This window comes from Paenibacillus lautus NBRC 15380, assembly GCF_004000945.1.
GTDB classification, from domain to species: Bacteria; Bacillota; Bacilli; order Paenibacillales; family Paenibacillaceae; genus Paenibacillus_AQ; species Paenibacillus_AQ lautus.
The window spans coordinates 129,704-144,955 of record NZ_BIMF01000015.1 but is presented as its reverse complement, the minus strand read 5'-3'; the positions used below and the strand labels follow the sequence as shown (position 1 = coordinate 144,955).

General features: G+C 50.3%; 18 protein-coding genes. 14 read left to right on the top strand and 4 right to left on the bottom strand.

Going from position 1 to position 15,252, the window contains the following annotated elements:
- Positions 1-15 precede the first annotated feature (15 nt).
- Both PLA01S_RS23080 and PLA01S_RS23075 read left to right on the top strand, forming a co-directional pair.
- Entirely contained in the window at positions 16-903 is an 888-nt protein-coding gene (locus PLA01S_RS23080; RefSeq protein ID WP_127594196.1) for an NAD-dependent epimerase/dehydratase family protein, read from the top strand.
- 64 nt (positions 904-967) lie between these two features.
- The gene (locus tag PLA01S_RS23075; RefSeq protein ID WP_127594195.1) at positions 968-1,180 is read left to right on the top strand and encodes a hypothetical protein; all 213 of its coding nucleotides are present in this window, start codon (positions 968-970) and stop codon (positions 1,178-1,180) included.
- A gap of 111 nt (positions 1,181-1,291) precedes the next feature.
- On the opposite strand, the gene PLA01S_RS23070 is transcribed toward PLA01S_RS23075, so the two are convergent.
- Entirely contained in the window at positions 1,292-1,597 is a 306-nt protein-coding gene (locus PLA01S_RS23070; protein ID WP_100536256.1) for a DUF2627 domain-containing protein, read from the bottom strand.
- A 157-nt stretch (positions 1,598-1,754) separates the two neighbouring features.
- On the opposite strand from PLA01S_RS23070, the gene lpdA reads away from it, so the two are divergent.
- The 5 genes from lpdA (at position 1,755) to lipB (ending at position 7,600) form a co-directional block, all read left to right on the top strand.
- A complete protein-coding gene (gene lpdA / locus PLA01S_RS23065) occupies positions 1,755-3,176 on the top strand; it encodes a dihydrolipoyl dehydrogenase (protein WP_127594194.1) in 1,422 nt (473 codons plus the stop codon).
- 178 nt (positions 3,177-3,354) lie between these two features.
- Entirely contained in the window at positions 3,355-4,383 is a 1,029-nt protein-coding gene (locus tag PLA01S_RS23060) for a thiamine pyrophosphate-dependent dehydrogenase E1 component subunit alpha (protein WP_127594193.1), read from the top strand.
- 3 nt (positions 4,384-4,386) lie between these two features.
- A complete protein-coding gene (locus PLA01S_RS23055) occupies positions 4,387-5,373 on the top strand; it encodes an alpha-ketoacid dehydrogenase subunit beta (protein ID WP_127594192.1) in 987 nt (328 codons plus the stop codon).
- 17 nt (positions 5,374-5,390) lie between these two features.
- A complete protein-coding gene (locus PLA01S_RS23050; protein ID WP_127594191.1) occupies positions 5,391-6,797 on the top strand; it encodes a dihydrolipoamide acetyltransferase family protein in 1,407 nt (468 codons plus the stop codon).
- Between the two features lie 122 nt (positions 6,798-6,919).
- Complete coding sequence (gene lipB / locus PLA01S_RS23045; RefSeq protein ID WP_127594190.1) at positions 6,920-7,600, top strand: lipoyl(octanoyl) transferase LipB; 681 nt, start codon at positions 6,920-6,922, stop codon at positions 7,598-7,600.
- Between the two features lie 26 nt (positions 7,601-7,626).
- On the opposite strand, the gene prli42 is transcribed toward lipB, so the two are convergent.
- The gene (gene prli42 / locus PLA01S_RS23040) at positions 7,627-7,728 is read right to left on the bottom strand and encodes a stressosome-associated protein Prli42 (RefSeq protein WP_015734477.1); all 102 of its coding nucleotides are present in this window, start codon (positions 7,726-7,728) and stop codon (positions 7,627-7,629) included.
- 113 nt (positions 7,729-7,841) lie between these two features.
- Between prli42 and PLA01S_RS23035 the strand changes: the two genes are divergently transcribed.
- Positions 7,842-8,972 (top strand): tripeptidase T, encoded by a 1,131-nt coding sequence (locus tag PLA01S_RS23035; protein ID WP_127594189.1) that lies wholly within the window; start codon positions 7,842-7,844, stop codon positions 8,970-8,972.
- A 78-nt stretch (positions 8,973-9,050) separates the two neighbouring features.
- On the opposite strand, the gene PLA01S_RS23030 is transcribed toward PLA01S_RS23035, so the two are convergent.
- Together PLA01S_RS23030 and mciZ are read right to left on the bottom strand one after the other, a co-directional pair.
- A complete protein-coding gene (locus PLA01S_RS23030) occupies positions 9,051-10,262 on the bottom strand; it encodes a tetratricopeptide repeat protein (protein ID WP_127594188.1) in 1,212 nt (403 codons plus the stop codon).
- Between the two features lie 93 nt (positions 10,263-10,355).
- Positions 10,356-10,514 carry a Z-ring formation inhibitor MciZ gene (mciZ, locus tag PLA01S_RS23025; RefSeq protein WP_127594187.1) on the bottom strand — a complete coding sequence of 53 codons (159 nt, stop codon included), beginning with the start codon at positions 10,512-10,514 and terminating at the stop codon, positions 10,356-10,358.
- 94 nt (positions 10,515-10,608) lie between these two features.
- Here mciZ and PLA01S_RS23020 point away from each other — a divergent pair, with 94 nt between their 5' ends.
- The 6 genes from PLA01S_RS23020 (at position 10,609) to PLA01S_RS22995 (ending at position 15,197) form a co-directional block, all read left to right on the top strand.
- Positions 10,609-11,190, top strand: a complete 582-nt coding sequence (locus tag PLA01S_RS23020; protein WP_127594186.1) for an NUDIX domain-containing protein — start codon at positions 10,609-10,611, stop codon at positions 11,188-11,190.
- A gap of 1 nt (position 11,191) precedes the next feature.
- Positions 11,192-12,409, top strand: coding sequence for an endonuclease Q family protein (locus PLA01S_RS23015; RefSeq protein WP_127594185.1), 1,218 nt, complete (start codon positions 11,192-11,194; stop codon positions 12,407-12,409).
- Between the two features lie 86 nt (positions 12,410-12,495).
- Complete coding sequence (gene spoIIM, locus PLA01S_RS23010) at positions 12,496-13,119, top strand: stage II sporulation protein M (protein ID WP_100536267.1); 624 nt, start codon at positions 12,496-12,498, stop codon at positions 13,117-13,119.
- A gap of 109 nt (positions 13,120-13,228) precedes the next feature.
- Positions 13,229-13,693, top strand: a complete 465-nt coding sequence (gene fur, locus PLA01S_RS23005) for a ferric iron uptake transcriptional regulator (protein ID WP_006209405.1) — start codon at positions 13,229-13,231, stop codon at positions 13,691-13,693.
- A 343-nt stretch (positions 13,694-14,036) separates the two neighbouring features.
- Positions 14,037-14,270, top strand: coding sequence for a YqzK family protein (locus tag PLA01S_RS23000; RefSeq protein WP_100536268.1), 234 nt, complete (start codon positions 14,037-14,039; stop codon positions 14,268-14,270).
- Positions 14,271-14,312: 42 nt separating this feature from the next.
- Entirely contained in the window at positions 14,313-15,197 is an 885-nt protein-coding gene (locus PLA01S_RS22995; protein ID WP_127594184.1) for a site-specific tyrosine recombinase, read from the top strand.
- The last annotated feature ends 55 nt before the right edge of the window (positions 15,198-15,252 follow it).

The following is a 15,252-nucleotide window of genomic DNA, read 5'->3' as shown; positions in this document are numbered from 1 at the left end:
AAGGAGGAATTATAAATGGCAAAGATATTAGTATTGGGCGGGACCCGCTTTTTCGGTAAAAGGCTGGTTAACCGGCTGCTGGCTAAAGGCGATGCCGTTACGATTTTGACGCGCGGGACTCACCAGGATTCATTCGGGGATGCCGTTCAGCGGCTGACCGTGGATCGGAAGGATCCGGAAAGCTTAAAACAGGCGGTGGGAAGCCAGGACTTCGATATCGTGTATGATAATATATGTTATACTCCGGAAGAAGCGGGACAAGCTGCAGACATCTTTGCCGGACGGATCGGACAATACGTGCTGACTTCCACGTTATCGGTCTATGATTTTGCGGATCATCCGGTGAGGGAAGAGGACTTTGATCCCTACAGATATCCTGTCATGATGAACGAAAGCGGGGACTACAGCTATAAGGAAGGCAAGCGCCAGGCGGAGGCGGTATTATTCGGTCGCCATAACCTGAACGTTACCGCAGTCCGGTTGCCGATTGTGCTGGGACCAGATGATTACACGCGCAGACTGCATTTTCATATTGAGCATGCAGCGAGCGGCGAAGCTATTGGTTTGCCTGATCCTGACGCACAAATCTCGTTTGTGCATGCCGAGGAAGCGGCAGCGTTTCTGGAATGGGCAGGTCAGGTCCAATGGGAAGGCCCGGTAAATGCTTGCTCCAGCGGAACGATTTCGGTCCGGGAAATGATGAGCCTGATCCAGCAGGAAATTGGTAGGTCGGCACCGCTGCAGTCTTCGGCACCACCTGATCACATGTCCCCGTTCGGAATTCCGGGAGATTGGACGATGGATCATGCCAGAGCGGCAGCTGCCGGCTTTAAATTCTGGGATCTGCACGATTGGATGCCGAAATTGATTGCTGAATTGTCCGCCGATTTGCAAGTTCGCTAGCAGAGTGATTGGATACATCATTTGAAGAAAGACAAGAGGGAAGTGCCCTGAAAGGAAGATCAGCATGAGCGACAAGATGGAAGCATGGAAAGAGCGTATTCGAGAGGTAGAATCCAAAGGAGGCTTATCTCCGGAAGCCCTAACGCTAATCCATTTGATGTATGAAGAGCTGGAAGTTTTGACGAAACAAAATTTCAATCTGCGGAAAACCGCGCTGAAAGCGACGTCCAGAGAAACGAGGATGTCAAGTAAACTGAAGGACGCACTGATGGAATGAACGGCGGAGTCCAGGACATATGACAAACACCGGGGAGGGCTCCCCGGTGTTTTTTTGGAAGATATCATAAAGTGGTAACATACGATGCATGGGCTTCCTGATATCGCATGATTAGCTTTTAGATGGCGTTCCTGACTTCGGCGCCTGGCGCTTTTTTTTGAATCTGGGTCCAACGTAATTTCGCTTGCGGTCCCGGAACAGAATCCAGCCGCCCAAGAATCCGATACCGATGACAAACAGGGCCAGCCCGCCTAGAAAAGGTAGCCACCCGAAAGCGGGGTTTGCCACGCTGTCATCCCCATGAACGGAAATATATAGAAAAACCGCATCTTTCATCATTAAGAAACCCTTCATTGCCATAAAACCCGGGATAACCAAAATCAAGATGGCAATAAAGCGGGAAATTAACATTTTCATAGAAGATTCCTTCCTGCGACTGATGTAATGAACTACCGTTTATCATACCTTTTTCATAGGGCTATGTCTATTTCGATTATGGATGATGATTTTGTAATCCGAAAAAAAGAGAGTACAATGAAAATGTATAACTGGACTTATTATGGAGGTGCCGTTTGTGGCTATAACATGTGATGTAGCAATTCTTGGCGGGGGAACCGGTGGATATGTTGCGGCCATACGTGCAGCCCAGCTTGGTAAAAATGTGGTCATCATCGAGCAGGACAAACTGGGGGGAACCTGCTTGCACCGCGGCTGTATTCCGAGCAAATCTTTGCTTCGGAGTGCCGAAGTGTATGCGGAAATGAAGGATAGCGAGAGCTATGGAATCGAGACGGATGGGGTCCGGCTATCGTTTGACAAAGTGCAAAAGCGCAAAGACGGTATCGTCGATAAGCTGCACCAGGGCGTTCAATATTTGATGCGCAAAAATAAAATTACCGTCGTGCAAGGCAAAGGGAGAGTCATCGGCCCGTCCATCTTCTCTCCGCGCAGCGGCGCAGTGGCGGTTGAGCTTCCGGATGGCGAGATGGAAACCGTGGTTCCCACTCATCTGATCATCGCGACCGGCTCGCGTCCGCGTCACTTACCGGGGCTTGAGCCTGACGGCATACATATACTGACAAGCGACCATGCGCTTCAGCTGGATGAGCTTCCTGCATCCATCATCATCGTAGGAGGCGGCGTAATCGGCGTGGAATGGGCATCGATGCTGAATGATTTTGGCGTTCAGGTCACGATTGTGGAAGCTTCGCCACATCTGCTGCCAGCCGAAGACGAGGAGATTGGACGTGAGCTGACAAAGATGCTCACCGCCAGAGGCGTAGAGGTGATCACCAGCGTTTCACTTCAAACCGACAGCTGTGAGATTCGGAATCAAAGCGTGTCCATCACGATCGAGCAAAAGGACGATACAAGAACATTGTCAGCGGACAAGCTGCTCCTCTCTGTCGGCAGAATAGGCAATACTGAAAATATCGGACTTGAAAATACGGACGTTCGGGTTGCGAACGGCGTCATTGTGGTGAATGCCAATATGCAAACAACGGAGCCCCATATTTACGCGATCGGCGATTGCATCGGGGGTCTTCAGCTTGCCCATGCGGCAAGCCACGAAGGGATTGCAGCCGTAAACCATCTGGCAGGCGAGAAGGCGGAAGCCTACCGCAGTGAATGGATCCCTCGCTGTATCTATACCCGTCATGAGGTAGCCAGCGTCGGACTGACGGAGAAGCAGGCCAAAGATCGCGGACATGAGATCCGGATCGGAAAATTCCCGTTCTCGGCGATTGGCAAATCGTTGATCCACGGAACGAAAGAAGGGTTTGTGAAGGTCATTGCCGATCAGAAGACGCAAGATATTCTGGGCGTGCATATGATTGGCCCGCATGTAACCGAGCTGATCGGCGAAGCGGCCCTGGCACAAGTACTGGATGCGACTCCATGGGAAGTGGGAGCGGCGGTGCATGCCCATCCATCATTATCCGAAATCATCGGCGAAGCGATGCTTGCGGTGGATGGACGAGCCATCGGTTTGTAGGGATGAGAACATCCTTTTGTGGAATCCCTCATTTCTTTTTGCCGAGAAAGGGATTATAATAACATTAAGCCAAGTCTTAGTACCAGGTTTTAATACTTGATCAAATATGCCTTTAAACTCATGTTACGAGGCCTGTGATCAAGCCTGAAGTCATGGCTCACATAAAGGAGGGATCTCCATGAAAGAACATGAAACGGTTACGGCAAACAACAATAGGCATGAGCAGCTTGGACTGACCGACGGACAAGTGCTAGACATGTACAAATATATGGTGCTGGCACGAAAATTCGACGAGCGCAACCTGCTGCTGCAGCGGGCGGGCAAAATTAACTTTCACGTATCCGGTATCGGGCAGGAGACATGTCAGGTTGCTGCTGCGTTTGCCCTTGACCGGGAGAAGGATTATTTTTTACCCTATTACCGCGACTACGGATTTGTATTGGCAGTGGGCATGACGCCTCGCGAACTGATGCTGTCGGCTTTTGCCAAGGCGGAGGATCCGAACAGCGGCGGACGGCAGATGCCGGGACACTTCGGTAGTAAACGTCTGCGAATTGTGACGGGCTCCAGCCCTGTAACTACACAGCTTCCGCATGCCGTTGGTATCGCGCTGGCGGCCAAGATGCAGAAGAAGGATTTTGTATCGTTTGTTACGTTTGGCGAAGGCTCTAGCAATCAGGGGGATTTTCATGAGGGCTGCAACTTTGCGGGTGTTCACAAGCTCCCTGTTATTATCATGTGCGAGAATAATCAGTATGCCATTTCGGTGCCGCTTCATAAACAGATTAGCGGGAAGGTAAGCGACCGCGCTCTCGGGTATGGATTCCCGGGCATTCGAGTGGACGGCAACGATGCGCTTGAGGTATATGCAGCCGTGAAGGAAGCACGTGAACGTGCGATTCGCGGAGAAGGCCCAACACTGATCGAATCCATGATGTACCGTTTGTCTCCGCACTCCACATCGGATAACGATTTGGCGTACCGGACAAAAGAAGAGGTCGAAGAGAACTGGAAGAAAGACGGCGTCGCCCGCTTTAAGAACTATTTGGTCGACTGCGGGCTCTGGGACGAAGCACGCGATCAGGATTTGATCGCTCAATTAAACCTGGAGATCAAAGAAGCGACGGAATCTGCAGACTTGGCTCCATTTCCGAAGCCTGAAGATACGCTTCTTCACGTATATGCCGATGATGAAGGGGGCGTGTAAAGAATGGCGGTAATGGAATATATCGATGCAATTCGTCTGGCCATGAAGGAAGAGATGGAGCGTGACGAGTCCGTATTTGTGTTAGGCGAGGACGTAGGCGTCAAAGGCGGCGTGTTTACAACAACCAAGGGGTTGATGGATCAGTTCGGCGAAATGAGGGTGCTCGATACCCCGCTCGCGGAGTCCGCGATTGCCGGTGTGGCAATCGGTGCAGCCATGTATGGCATGAAGCCGATTGCCGAGATGCAATATTCGGACTTTATGTTTCCGGCAACCAATCAGATCATTAGCGAAGCAGCGAAAATCCGCTATCGTTCCAATAACGATTGGAGCTGTCCCGTCGTCATTCGTGCGCCGATCGGCGGCGGCATATTCGGGGGCTTGTATCATTCCCAGTGCCCGGAATCGGTGTTCTTCGGAACGCCGGGATTGAAAATCGTTGCGCCGTACTCGGCCTATGATGCGAAGGGGCTGCTGAAAGCTGCGATACGCGATCCGGATCCGGTCCTGTTTTTTGAGAACAAAAAATGCTACAAGCTGATTACTGGCGAAGTGCCGGACGATGATTACGTTGTGCCGATCGGCAAAGCGAATCTGCTGCGCGAAGGATCCGATATTACGGTCATCAGCTACAGCCTGCCGCTGCACTTTGCCATGCAGGCTGCCGAAGAGCTTGAGCAGGAAGAGGGCATCAGCGCGCATGTTCTGGATCTGCGTACCATACAGCCGCTTGATCGGGAAGCGATTATTGAAGCAGCCCGTGCAACGGGTAAAGTGCTGATCGTTCATGAAGATAATAAAACCGGCGGCGTCGGCGGGGAAGTATCCGCGATTATTGCGGAGCACTGCCTCTATGATCTGGATGCCCCGATCATGCGCTTGTGCGGTCCGGATGTACCGGCTATGCCAATCAGTCCGCCGATGGAGAAATTCTTCATGCTTAACAAGGACAAAGTCAAAGAATCCATGCGTCAATTGGCGCTTTATTAAGAACAGGGAGTGGGAGCATGTCCGAAAATCAGAAATTGACCGATGTTACGATGCCTCAGCTGGCGGAATCCCTTGTTTCGGCGACCATTGCCAAGTGGCTGAAGAAGCCGGGGGATGTCATCGAGCAGTACGAACCGATCTGTGAAGTCATTACCGACAAAGTCAATGCCGAGATTCCATCCACCTTGGACGGCGTCATGGGAGAGATTCTTGCCCAGGAGGGCCAGACCGTCAATGTTGGCGAGATCATTTGCCGGATCTCTGTGGCTTCAGGACAAGGTACAGATCTTTCGCCACAGCCGGCTGCAAGTGCTCCCGTGAGTCAGCATCAGGGAAGCGGCAGTGAAGAGGGTTCGATGCGTTTCCGGTATTCGCCTGCTGTGCAGACGCTGGCAGCCGAGCATCAGATTGATCTTTCGCGAGTACAGGGGTCAGGCATGGGTGGCAGAATCACCCGTAAGGACGTACTGGCTTATATTGAAAAGGGAGGAGCAGCCCAAGGCCAAGGCGCTCCTGCCGGAGCAGCGCCTGTCCAAAGCGCTCAAGCGCCGAAAGAAACGGCACAGCCGAGCGGAGCATCGCCGTTTCAGGGGCTGCAGCATCAGACGCCTGCGGAACCGTCGCCTCCTCTGGGCACAGCGATTCCGAATGTGCGACATTCCGGCCTGCATTTGACGGAATCGCCAAAAATTCCGACCATCGAAGTGGAAGGAATGGAAGGCGGAAGATCGGAATACTTTATTGATGTTACGCCGATGCGTAATGCCATCGCCAGAAACATGCGTCAAAGCGTTACGGAAATTCCGCATGCATGGACGATGATTGAAGTCGACGTGACTAACATTGTGCTGCTGCGTAATCAGCTGAAGGATGAGTTCAAGCGTAAGGAAGGGGTTAATCTGACCTACCTGGCCTTTTTGCTGAAAGCCGTTGTGAACGCGATTAAAGATTATCCGATCATGAATTCGTTCTGGGCCGTGGATAAAATCGTGGTGAAGCGCGATATCAATCTTTCCCTGGCCGTCGGAACAGAGGATTCCGTGCTGACGCCGGTCATCCACCGTGCCGACCAGAAGAATATTGCCGGCTTGGCTAGAGAGATCGAGGAGCTTGCACGCAAGACCCGTGAAGGCAAGCTGAAGTTAGACGACATGCAGGGCGGTACCTTTACGGTTAACAATACGGGATCCTTCGGTTCGATTCTGTCCTATCCGATCATCAACTATCCGCAGGCTGCGATTCTGACGTTTGAATCGATTGTTAAAAAGCCTGTGGTCATCAATGACATGATCGCGGTCCGTTCGATGGCGAATCTGTGTTTATCCCTGGATCATCGGATTTTGGACGGGGTAATCTGCGGAAGATTCCTGCAGCGGGTTAAAGATAACCTGGAAGGTTATACCCTGGATACGAAGCTTTATTAATTTTCGTATATGATCTGCGGACTGATTCTTCGGAAGAAGGTTCGCAGACGTTATTCATACCGAAGTCAATCGCAGGAGCATTCATTGGTTAGTGGGAACCCTATGAAAGAAGGCGTTAGCACATGAACAAACCGTTAGATGTATCGTACACGCCGATTGTAGATTATGGCATGGCTTGGGAGCTTCAGAAACAACATGTTTCCGCCATCGATCAGGGAGAGCAGCACGAGCGCCTGATGCTACTTCAACATCCTCCGACCTATACCATGGGGTCACAGCGTCATCCGGAGCACTTGCTCCTAAGCAAAGAGGAATTGGAAAAATCGGGTATCGGCCTGTTTGAAATAGATCGTGGCGGAGACATTACATATCATGGTCCTGGACAGCTTGTCGGGTATCCGTTGTTACTGCTGGATGGCGGCAAGAATTTGAATCTGCACGGTTTTCTGCGCGACGTGGAGCAGGTCATCATCGATTACTTGGCATCATACAACATCGAAGCTGGCCGGAAACCCGAGTACACCGGGGTATGGGTAGGAGATATGAAAATTTGCGCCATCGGCGTTAAATTCAATAAAGGCCGCCGGCATCGCGGATTTGTGACGAGCCATGGTTTTGCGTTTAATATCAAATCCGGAATTGCAGACGCGGGATTCTCGGGAATCATTCCTTGTGGCATACAGGAATACGGTGTAACTTCATTGGAGGACTGTACGGGGCGGGTTTTTGAAGTAGAGGAAGTAGCCCGGGAGATCGTGCCTTTCTTCACCCGGGTATTTCCATATGAGGCTCGTTGGTTGTAACTTTATGCGCTCGTAAATGCAGGGTGTCAGCGAAGGAACAATGGCTCAAGGATAACCAGCAGCGTTGATCCGACCATGGCAATCAGCATGAGATAGATAACAATTCGAAACCACTTTTTACGTTGCATTGTGTAACTCCTTTGAAATAGGTTTAATGATGAGCATACATGCAGCAGCATCATTTCAATGAGAAATAGATATAAAGACATTGTATCGTATCTGCGAAAGAGAGGGAAGTCCAGTGATCTCAGAAGAGCGTATCATCCAAGAATTTATGGAATTGGTTCAGGTCGATAGCGAAACCAAGCATGAAGAAGAGATCTCCAACGTTCTCAAACATAAATTTTCCAGTCTTGGCTTTGACGTCATCGAAGATGATGCCAAGGAAAAGACAGGACACGGGGCAGGGAATCTGATTATTACCTGGAAAGCGGACGAGGCGGCCCAGCAAGCGCCTAAGCTGCTATTTACCTGCCATATGGATACCGTAACGCCCGGTAAAGGCATCAAACCGACACTGGGTGATGACGGCTGGATTCGAAGTGACGGAACGACCATTCTCGGGGCGGACGACAAAGCGGGAATCGCGGCATTGCTTGAAGGTATTCGGGTCATCCAGGAAAATAACATTCCTCACGGACAAGTTCAATTTGTCATTACGGTAGGTGAGGAATCGGGTCTGGTCGGAGCTCGGGCGCTTGACCCTGATTATTTGGATGCGGATCTCGGTTTTGCCCTGGATTCCAACGGTGAGTTAGGCTCAATCGCAGTTGCCGCACCGACCCAAGCGAAAATCCAAATGATCATCAAGGGCAAGTCTGCTCACGCCGGAGTGAATCCGGAGGATGGCATCAGTGCCATTCAAGTCGCTTCAAAAGCGATAGCCAAAATGAAGCTGGGACGGATCGACAAAGAAACCACCGCGAATATCGGCAAGTTCCAGGGCGGGGGCGCAACAAACATCGTCTGTGACCATGTTCAGATTGATGCTGAAGCACGCAGTATCGTTCAAGAGAAAGTGGATAAGCAAGTGAACGATATGCGCGAGGCGCTCGAAACCACCGTTCGTGAGTACAATGCCAATTGTGAGTTCATTAGCGAGATCGTATACCCGGCCTTCAGTTTTAATGAACATGATGAGGTTGTTCAGCTTGCGCAGCGTGCTATCGGCGGTTTGGGCTTGCCATCCCGCACGTTCCGGTCCGGAGGCGGCAGTGACGCCAACATTTTTAACGGCCTTGGAATTCCAACCGTCAATTTGGCGATTGGATATCAAGACATTCACACCACGCAAGAGCGCATTCAGGCTTCTGATTTGATCAAGGCTGCGCAGATCGTCGTTGGGATCATCCAGGAAACGGCTAAAGCTTAGTCAACCATTAGACTATTATGAATGTATAAAGCCCGCGGCGGACGCTTTAAGTCCGCTGCGGGCTTTTAGATTTGACTATTAATTCAAGGATGACATGGGCGAGTAGTTCTCACGTCTTTTTTGGGCAGGCGACCAGGTGGTATGCCAGTTCGTGTTCTCGACCACATGCAATGCGGCATTGATGTTGTCCAGGTACTGTTCAATCTCTTTCCTCGCCGTTGCAGATGAGTATTGCTCCTCAAGGCGGGCAGAGAGGGAGATCAGGGCTGACTGCAAATAACAAGCAGCTTCACCGAATCGTATCTCTGAACGCCCGGGGTGAGCCAGTCTAAGCTGCTCGAGCAGGGATGCAGCCTCATCATATCTTCCTTGATCATATAAATGCTCAGCGGCAATAACGCATACTTTTATACTGTTGCTGTCTTGTTCTTGGAGCGGCAGCGCTTCCAATTGGTTCAATTTTAAAATCGCGAGCCCTCTGTAGCCTTCATCATAAAGAAAACAGATCAGAGCATAATAAGCATGGTCGCCGCTATTGGTAAGCAGATGTTCGGCTATGGAGATCATATTAAACGATATGGCAGCGCGTGCTAATTCTAAAGTTTCCGACATGGCGATAAATCGGTCAGGGATCGAATGGTTTATGTTCCACTCGCACACCTGCCTGATTCTGGCCAGCTGAGCCACTCCAGATGTTCTTGGACGAGGCAGTTCGCGCGGGTGGTGAGCCAAATCGCGAAGGTAGCTGTCGATGAACTGCATGGCTTCAGATACTTGACCCGTCATGATCAGGCAAGTCACATACTGGATACAGGTATCTGGGTATAAGCTCCCCTGTTCAGCAAAACAATGGGCAGCATACGGATAAGCTCCGATGTAGAAAAGTGACCTGCCAACCATAATGTTGGAAGATGGAAAGCTCCTCGTTTCGTTCAGGAGTCGTTCACAAATCGTTTGGTCCGAAATCCCCTGCATGTGGAGGAGTGCAGCCCACTGATTCAGAGCCTCTTGAACGTAGGTACCGGAATGCTGTACGACGGTTCGGAAAGCTTCCTCCGATTTGCCGAAGGAACGCATCCGCATGCTCAACAACCCGTATTCGAGCCAGCTTAGATCAACTTCCTTCCATCCCGAGCTCGTCTTGTCGGTTGGAGCGGATTGCGCAGCTTCCTTGAAGCTCCTTAACGCCTTCTCAAGATACCCGCGTCTTTTGTACCATTTTCCGCGCTCATATTCAGTTGAAGGTGGATTAGTAATTGGTTCGGTTTCAATAATAGGTATATGTCGCATGTCGAAGCCTCCCAATGATATAACACCATTATAGGTGTAAAGGTCATGGTTCATATTCGAAAAAAGTCGAAAAACAGGTCTTAAGACCTGATTTCACGTCCTGTTTTCGTAAATATTTTTAGAAGACTTAGAAATAATATCCATAATCTTCGCTTCCGAGCCCCATTGCTGTTGCCACTGTTTCAGCATGATCCGTATCTGCCAGGCTTGTCCTACCATATGTACTGAATGGTCCCCTTTGTAGCTTTTCATGGGCAGCTTCCTTCTTTCTTGGAAATTTTGATATAATACACCTTATGCAATAGCATGGTCAGACATGCCGTTTTTAAACAAAGGAGGTCATTTTGTGAGCGATATCGGCAGTAAGAACCGAGAAGCCTCGGATAAATTGCTGGAAGAAACCACGCTGTCTACCCAATCGATTTTTGAGGGGAAAATCATATCACTGCAGGTCGATACGGTGAAACTGCCAAATGGGGAGACCGCGAAACGTGAAGTTGTCAGACACCCCGGCGCAGTAGCGGTGCTCGCATTAAGAGGCGATAAAATGTTGGCCGTTAATCAATTTCGACAGCCGCTTGGGCGCTGTGAGGTTGAAATCCCTGCAGGCAAGCTGGAGCGGGGAGAAGATCCGCTGGAAGCCGCGAAGCGCGAACTACAGGAAGAAACGGGTTATACGTGCGGTTCCATTCGCAAGCTGCATTCCTTCTATACATCGCCGGGATTTGCCGATGAGATCATTCACTTATATCTGGCAGAGGATCTGGTCAGCGGCGACATGAACCCGGATGAGGATGAATTTATAGAGATGATGGAAATCTCCCTGGAAGAGGCATACTCACTCATCCAAGAAGAGAGAATCAGCGATGCGAAGACCATTCTCGCCGTTTATGCTTGGAATATGTATAGCCTGACAGGAAAGATCTGATATGCTGCAGCCTGAAAAGAACATGTCAACCGGGGAGAAGCTTCAGTCCTATTACTGCGACATGCACATTCACATAGGGCGCACAAGCAGCGGACAAGCTGTGAAAATAAGCGCAAGTAACAATTTGACCTTTGAAAATATAGCCGTGGAGGCATCGGAGCGGAAAGGCATCCAAATGATTGGCATCATCGATTGCCATTCTCCTTCGGTACAGCACGATATTCTCCAGTGTTTGGACAGCGGGGTCATGCAGGAGATCGATGGAGGCGGAATTGCGTATCAGGATACGGTGATCTTGCTTGGAAGCGAGATTGAAATACGTGAAAGCGGCCGTGGCGCAGCCCATGTGCTGGCCTATTTCCCTGATCTGAACACCATCCAGGAATTCACTGGCTGGATGGGAAAATACATGAAGAACGTGCAGCTTAGTTCGCAGCGTATCTATGTCAGCCCCCGTGAGCTGCAGCAGGAGATTCTAGACCGCGGCGGGCTGCTGATACCTGCACACGTCTTTACGCCTCATAAGGGACTGTACGGCAGCATGGCAGATCGTATGAGCGAGGTGCTGGACTTGGACGGGATTGCAGGAATAGAGCTCGGGCTCAGTGCCGACTCCTCGATGGCAGGGCGGATAAGCGAACTGGACGCCTATTCCTTCCTGACCAATTCGGATGCGCATTCGCTTGGGAAAATCGGCAGGGAATACAACCGGATCGACATGGCGAAGCCTTCATTTTCTGAATTTCGCCAGGCGCTTGGAACAAGTAACGGTAGAAGAATCAGCGCGAACTACGGGCTTAATCCCAGACTCGGAAAATACCATCGTACTTACTGCGGCGGCTGCGACAGCATACTGGAGGAGGGCAGCGATATACACGAATTGGTGCGATGTCCTTACTGCGGGAGTACCAAGCTGGTACAGGGCGTGTTTGATCGGATTCTGAACATCGCTGACCGCAAAGAGCCCGTGGTACCGCAAAGCCGGCCGGCTTATCACTATCAGGTTCCGCTAGAGTTCATCCCGGGCCTTGGTAAATCGTCGATGTCGAAGCTGCTGGGGGCTTTCGGCACCGAAATGAAAATCCTTCACCAGGCTACGGAAGCGGAGCTTGCCGCTGTTGCCGGAGAGGGGCTCGCTGCCAGCATTGTGATGGCCCGGAACGGGACATTGTCCTTATCGGATGGCGGCGGGGGCTCTTACGGAAAAGTTCTTCGGTAAATCGATCAACTCTTTCAATCACAGGTCATACCAGGAGGGTGATGGTCATAGAGTAGAGTAGAGACACAGAAAGGAGACTCTATTCTATGCAATCATTCCGCCAAGCCTTCAAGGATCAGACCATGCTCTATGTGTTCGTGGGCGTCTTGTTTTTAGTTGGCGTGCTGTTTGGAGCGTTGATGGTCAATGCACTTTCATTGGAGCAGCAGCAGGAAATGGCCCGATATTTAAACCACTTTTTTGTAAACGTGCAGGACGGTGGAGAAACCATGAGTCAGTCTTCTTACTGGAGCATCGCAGCCCTTCATCTGAAATGGATCGGTTTGATATGGATTCTGGGATTGTCCGTCATCGGGCTTCCGGGAATATTGATATTGGACTTCTTAAAAGGAGTGCTTATTGGGTTTACGGTCGGTTACTTGGTCGGACAGTATTCTTGGAAAGGCCTGCTGTTCGCCTTGGTGTCGATTGCGCCGCAAAATTTGTTCATCATCCCTGTGCTCATGATGTGCAGCGTAGCCGCGATAACCTTCTCACTATACATCATCAGGGATCGATTTATTATGAATCGCGGCGGGAGCATGGTAAAGCCTTTTGCTTCGTATGCGATGCTGACCTTTTTCATGGTCCTGTTAACGCTCGGAGTTGCTTCATTTGAAACCTGGGTAACCCCGGCCATGATGCGCTGGGTCACGCCAATGTTGCTATAATCCGCGAATTTTTCCATAAAGCAAAACCGTTTGACTTTGTTTGTCAAATCCCCCTATAATGAAGGAAGTGAACAATAACGTGCAGTGATTTCCAAGGGGGAGGGAAACGATGGAAGCGCGGATCGACAAAATTAAGCAGCAGCTACAATCCCAAGGATACAAATTAACGCCCCAACGGGAAGCCACGGTAAGCGTATTGTTGGAAAATGAAGACGACCACCTTAGCGCAGAGGATGTATTTATGCTCGTGAAAGAGAAGGCTCCGGAGATCGGTCTGGCAACCGTGTACCGTACCCTAGAGCTGCTCAGTGAGCTTCATGTTGTCGAGAAGATAAATTTTGGCGATGGTGTCGCCCGTTATGACTTGCGGACGGATACTTCGAAGCATCACCATCATCATTTGATATGTACTCAATGTGGAAGCATGGATGAGATACGCGAGGATTGGCTCGGTCCATTGGAAGAGCGGTTAGAGCGAGAGTTCAACTTTACCGTTCATGACCATCGGCTTGATTTCCATGGCATATGCTACCGTTGCAAAGAGAAGGGCAAGAATGACCAGGACAAATCATAATTTCATACCATTCAACAAACCGCAGTGATGACCATCACGGCAAGCCCTCTACGGCGTAAGCCGGGAGGGTTTTTTAGATGGTAACCAAAATATATGTGGAACATGTACGAATCCGTATCGTTCACGCAAGAACAATCTATCATTCTACATCATCAACGTACGTCGAGAAGACGTTTTTTTTATTCTATCCCAATAACCGCCAAGTCCAATGACTAAAGAACGGATCAGAGGAAAGCCGCCGTCATAATCCAGCAGCTTGTATCATAGGCTTTACGTGAAGTGATACCCGTAATACCCACTTTCACTTGGTGATCAATGCAAAGATGAAAGAGAGGCGCTGCCAGTGATTATATCGATCCGAAAAATAGGCTCACTAATCCGATTTATTACGATGTTTGCCGTTCTGACGATGTTTTTTTACTTCGTGCTGGGATGGGTGGGAGATTGGCTGACCCCGGTGGATCCTTACCGTGCGCCTTCCGGTCAAGCGGTTAAGGCTTTTCAGCCTGAAAGCACCATGGACTCCCGATATTCGCCGGCGGAACGTCTGCGATTGTACTACTGGTATGGGGAGTGATCGTGCTTGTAAAGGGCACATGGGAATAGGAGCAAAAAGATCATGAAACAATATTTGGACGAATATGTAACCTATCTGGAAGATGTGAAGGGACTGTCCCGAAGTACGATGGAATCGTACCGGGCCGACCTACAAGGATTCATTGCTTTTGCAGCGGAAAGAGACGTTATCCATCCGCAGGAAGTTACACGAACCATGCTTGGCTTATACATGGGAAGACTGCGGCAGCAGGGCAAGGCGGCATCGAGCCTCCTTCGCTGCACGGCTTCCTTGCGTTCCTTTTTTCAATATTTGGTGCGTCAATCCGTTATAGGTCAAGATCCGACCCAGCTGCTGGATAATCCGAAGCCGGAACGGAAGCCGCCCAAGTCGCTGACCATTGAGCAGGTGGACAAGCTGCTGTCGGCTCCGGATTCCGGCACCCCTCAGGGGGCCCGGGACAAAGCGATGCTGGAGCTGCTGTATGCTTCAGGCATCAAGGTGTCGGAACTGGTGAACTTGAGCACTCATGACATCAATATGGAGATGCGTTTCCTGCGCTGTGCCGTTTCCGGAGGGAAGGAGCGAATTCTTCCGATTACCCAGATCGCAGCCGAAAGCGTGGCTTTTTATATGCAAGATATGCGGGAGAAGCTGATTCGAGATGCTGATGAGGATGCATTATTCCTGAATTCGCTCGGTACGCGCTTGACACGGCAGGGATTTTGGAAAATTATTAAAAAGTATGGCAAGCTTGCCAAAATCGATGAGGAAATCACGCCGCATACCCTTCGCCATTCGTTTGCCATTCATATGCTGCAGAACGGCGCCGACTTACGTTCGGTCCAGGAGATGCTGGGTCACTCGGCATTATCGACCACCGGCATGTATCAATCCACCAAGAAAAGCATGAAGGAAGTATATGATCATTATCACCCGAGATCTTAGTGGGGCCTACTCTACTAGGATCTACAACTTATTCTCAGTTAGGAGAGGTATGAAC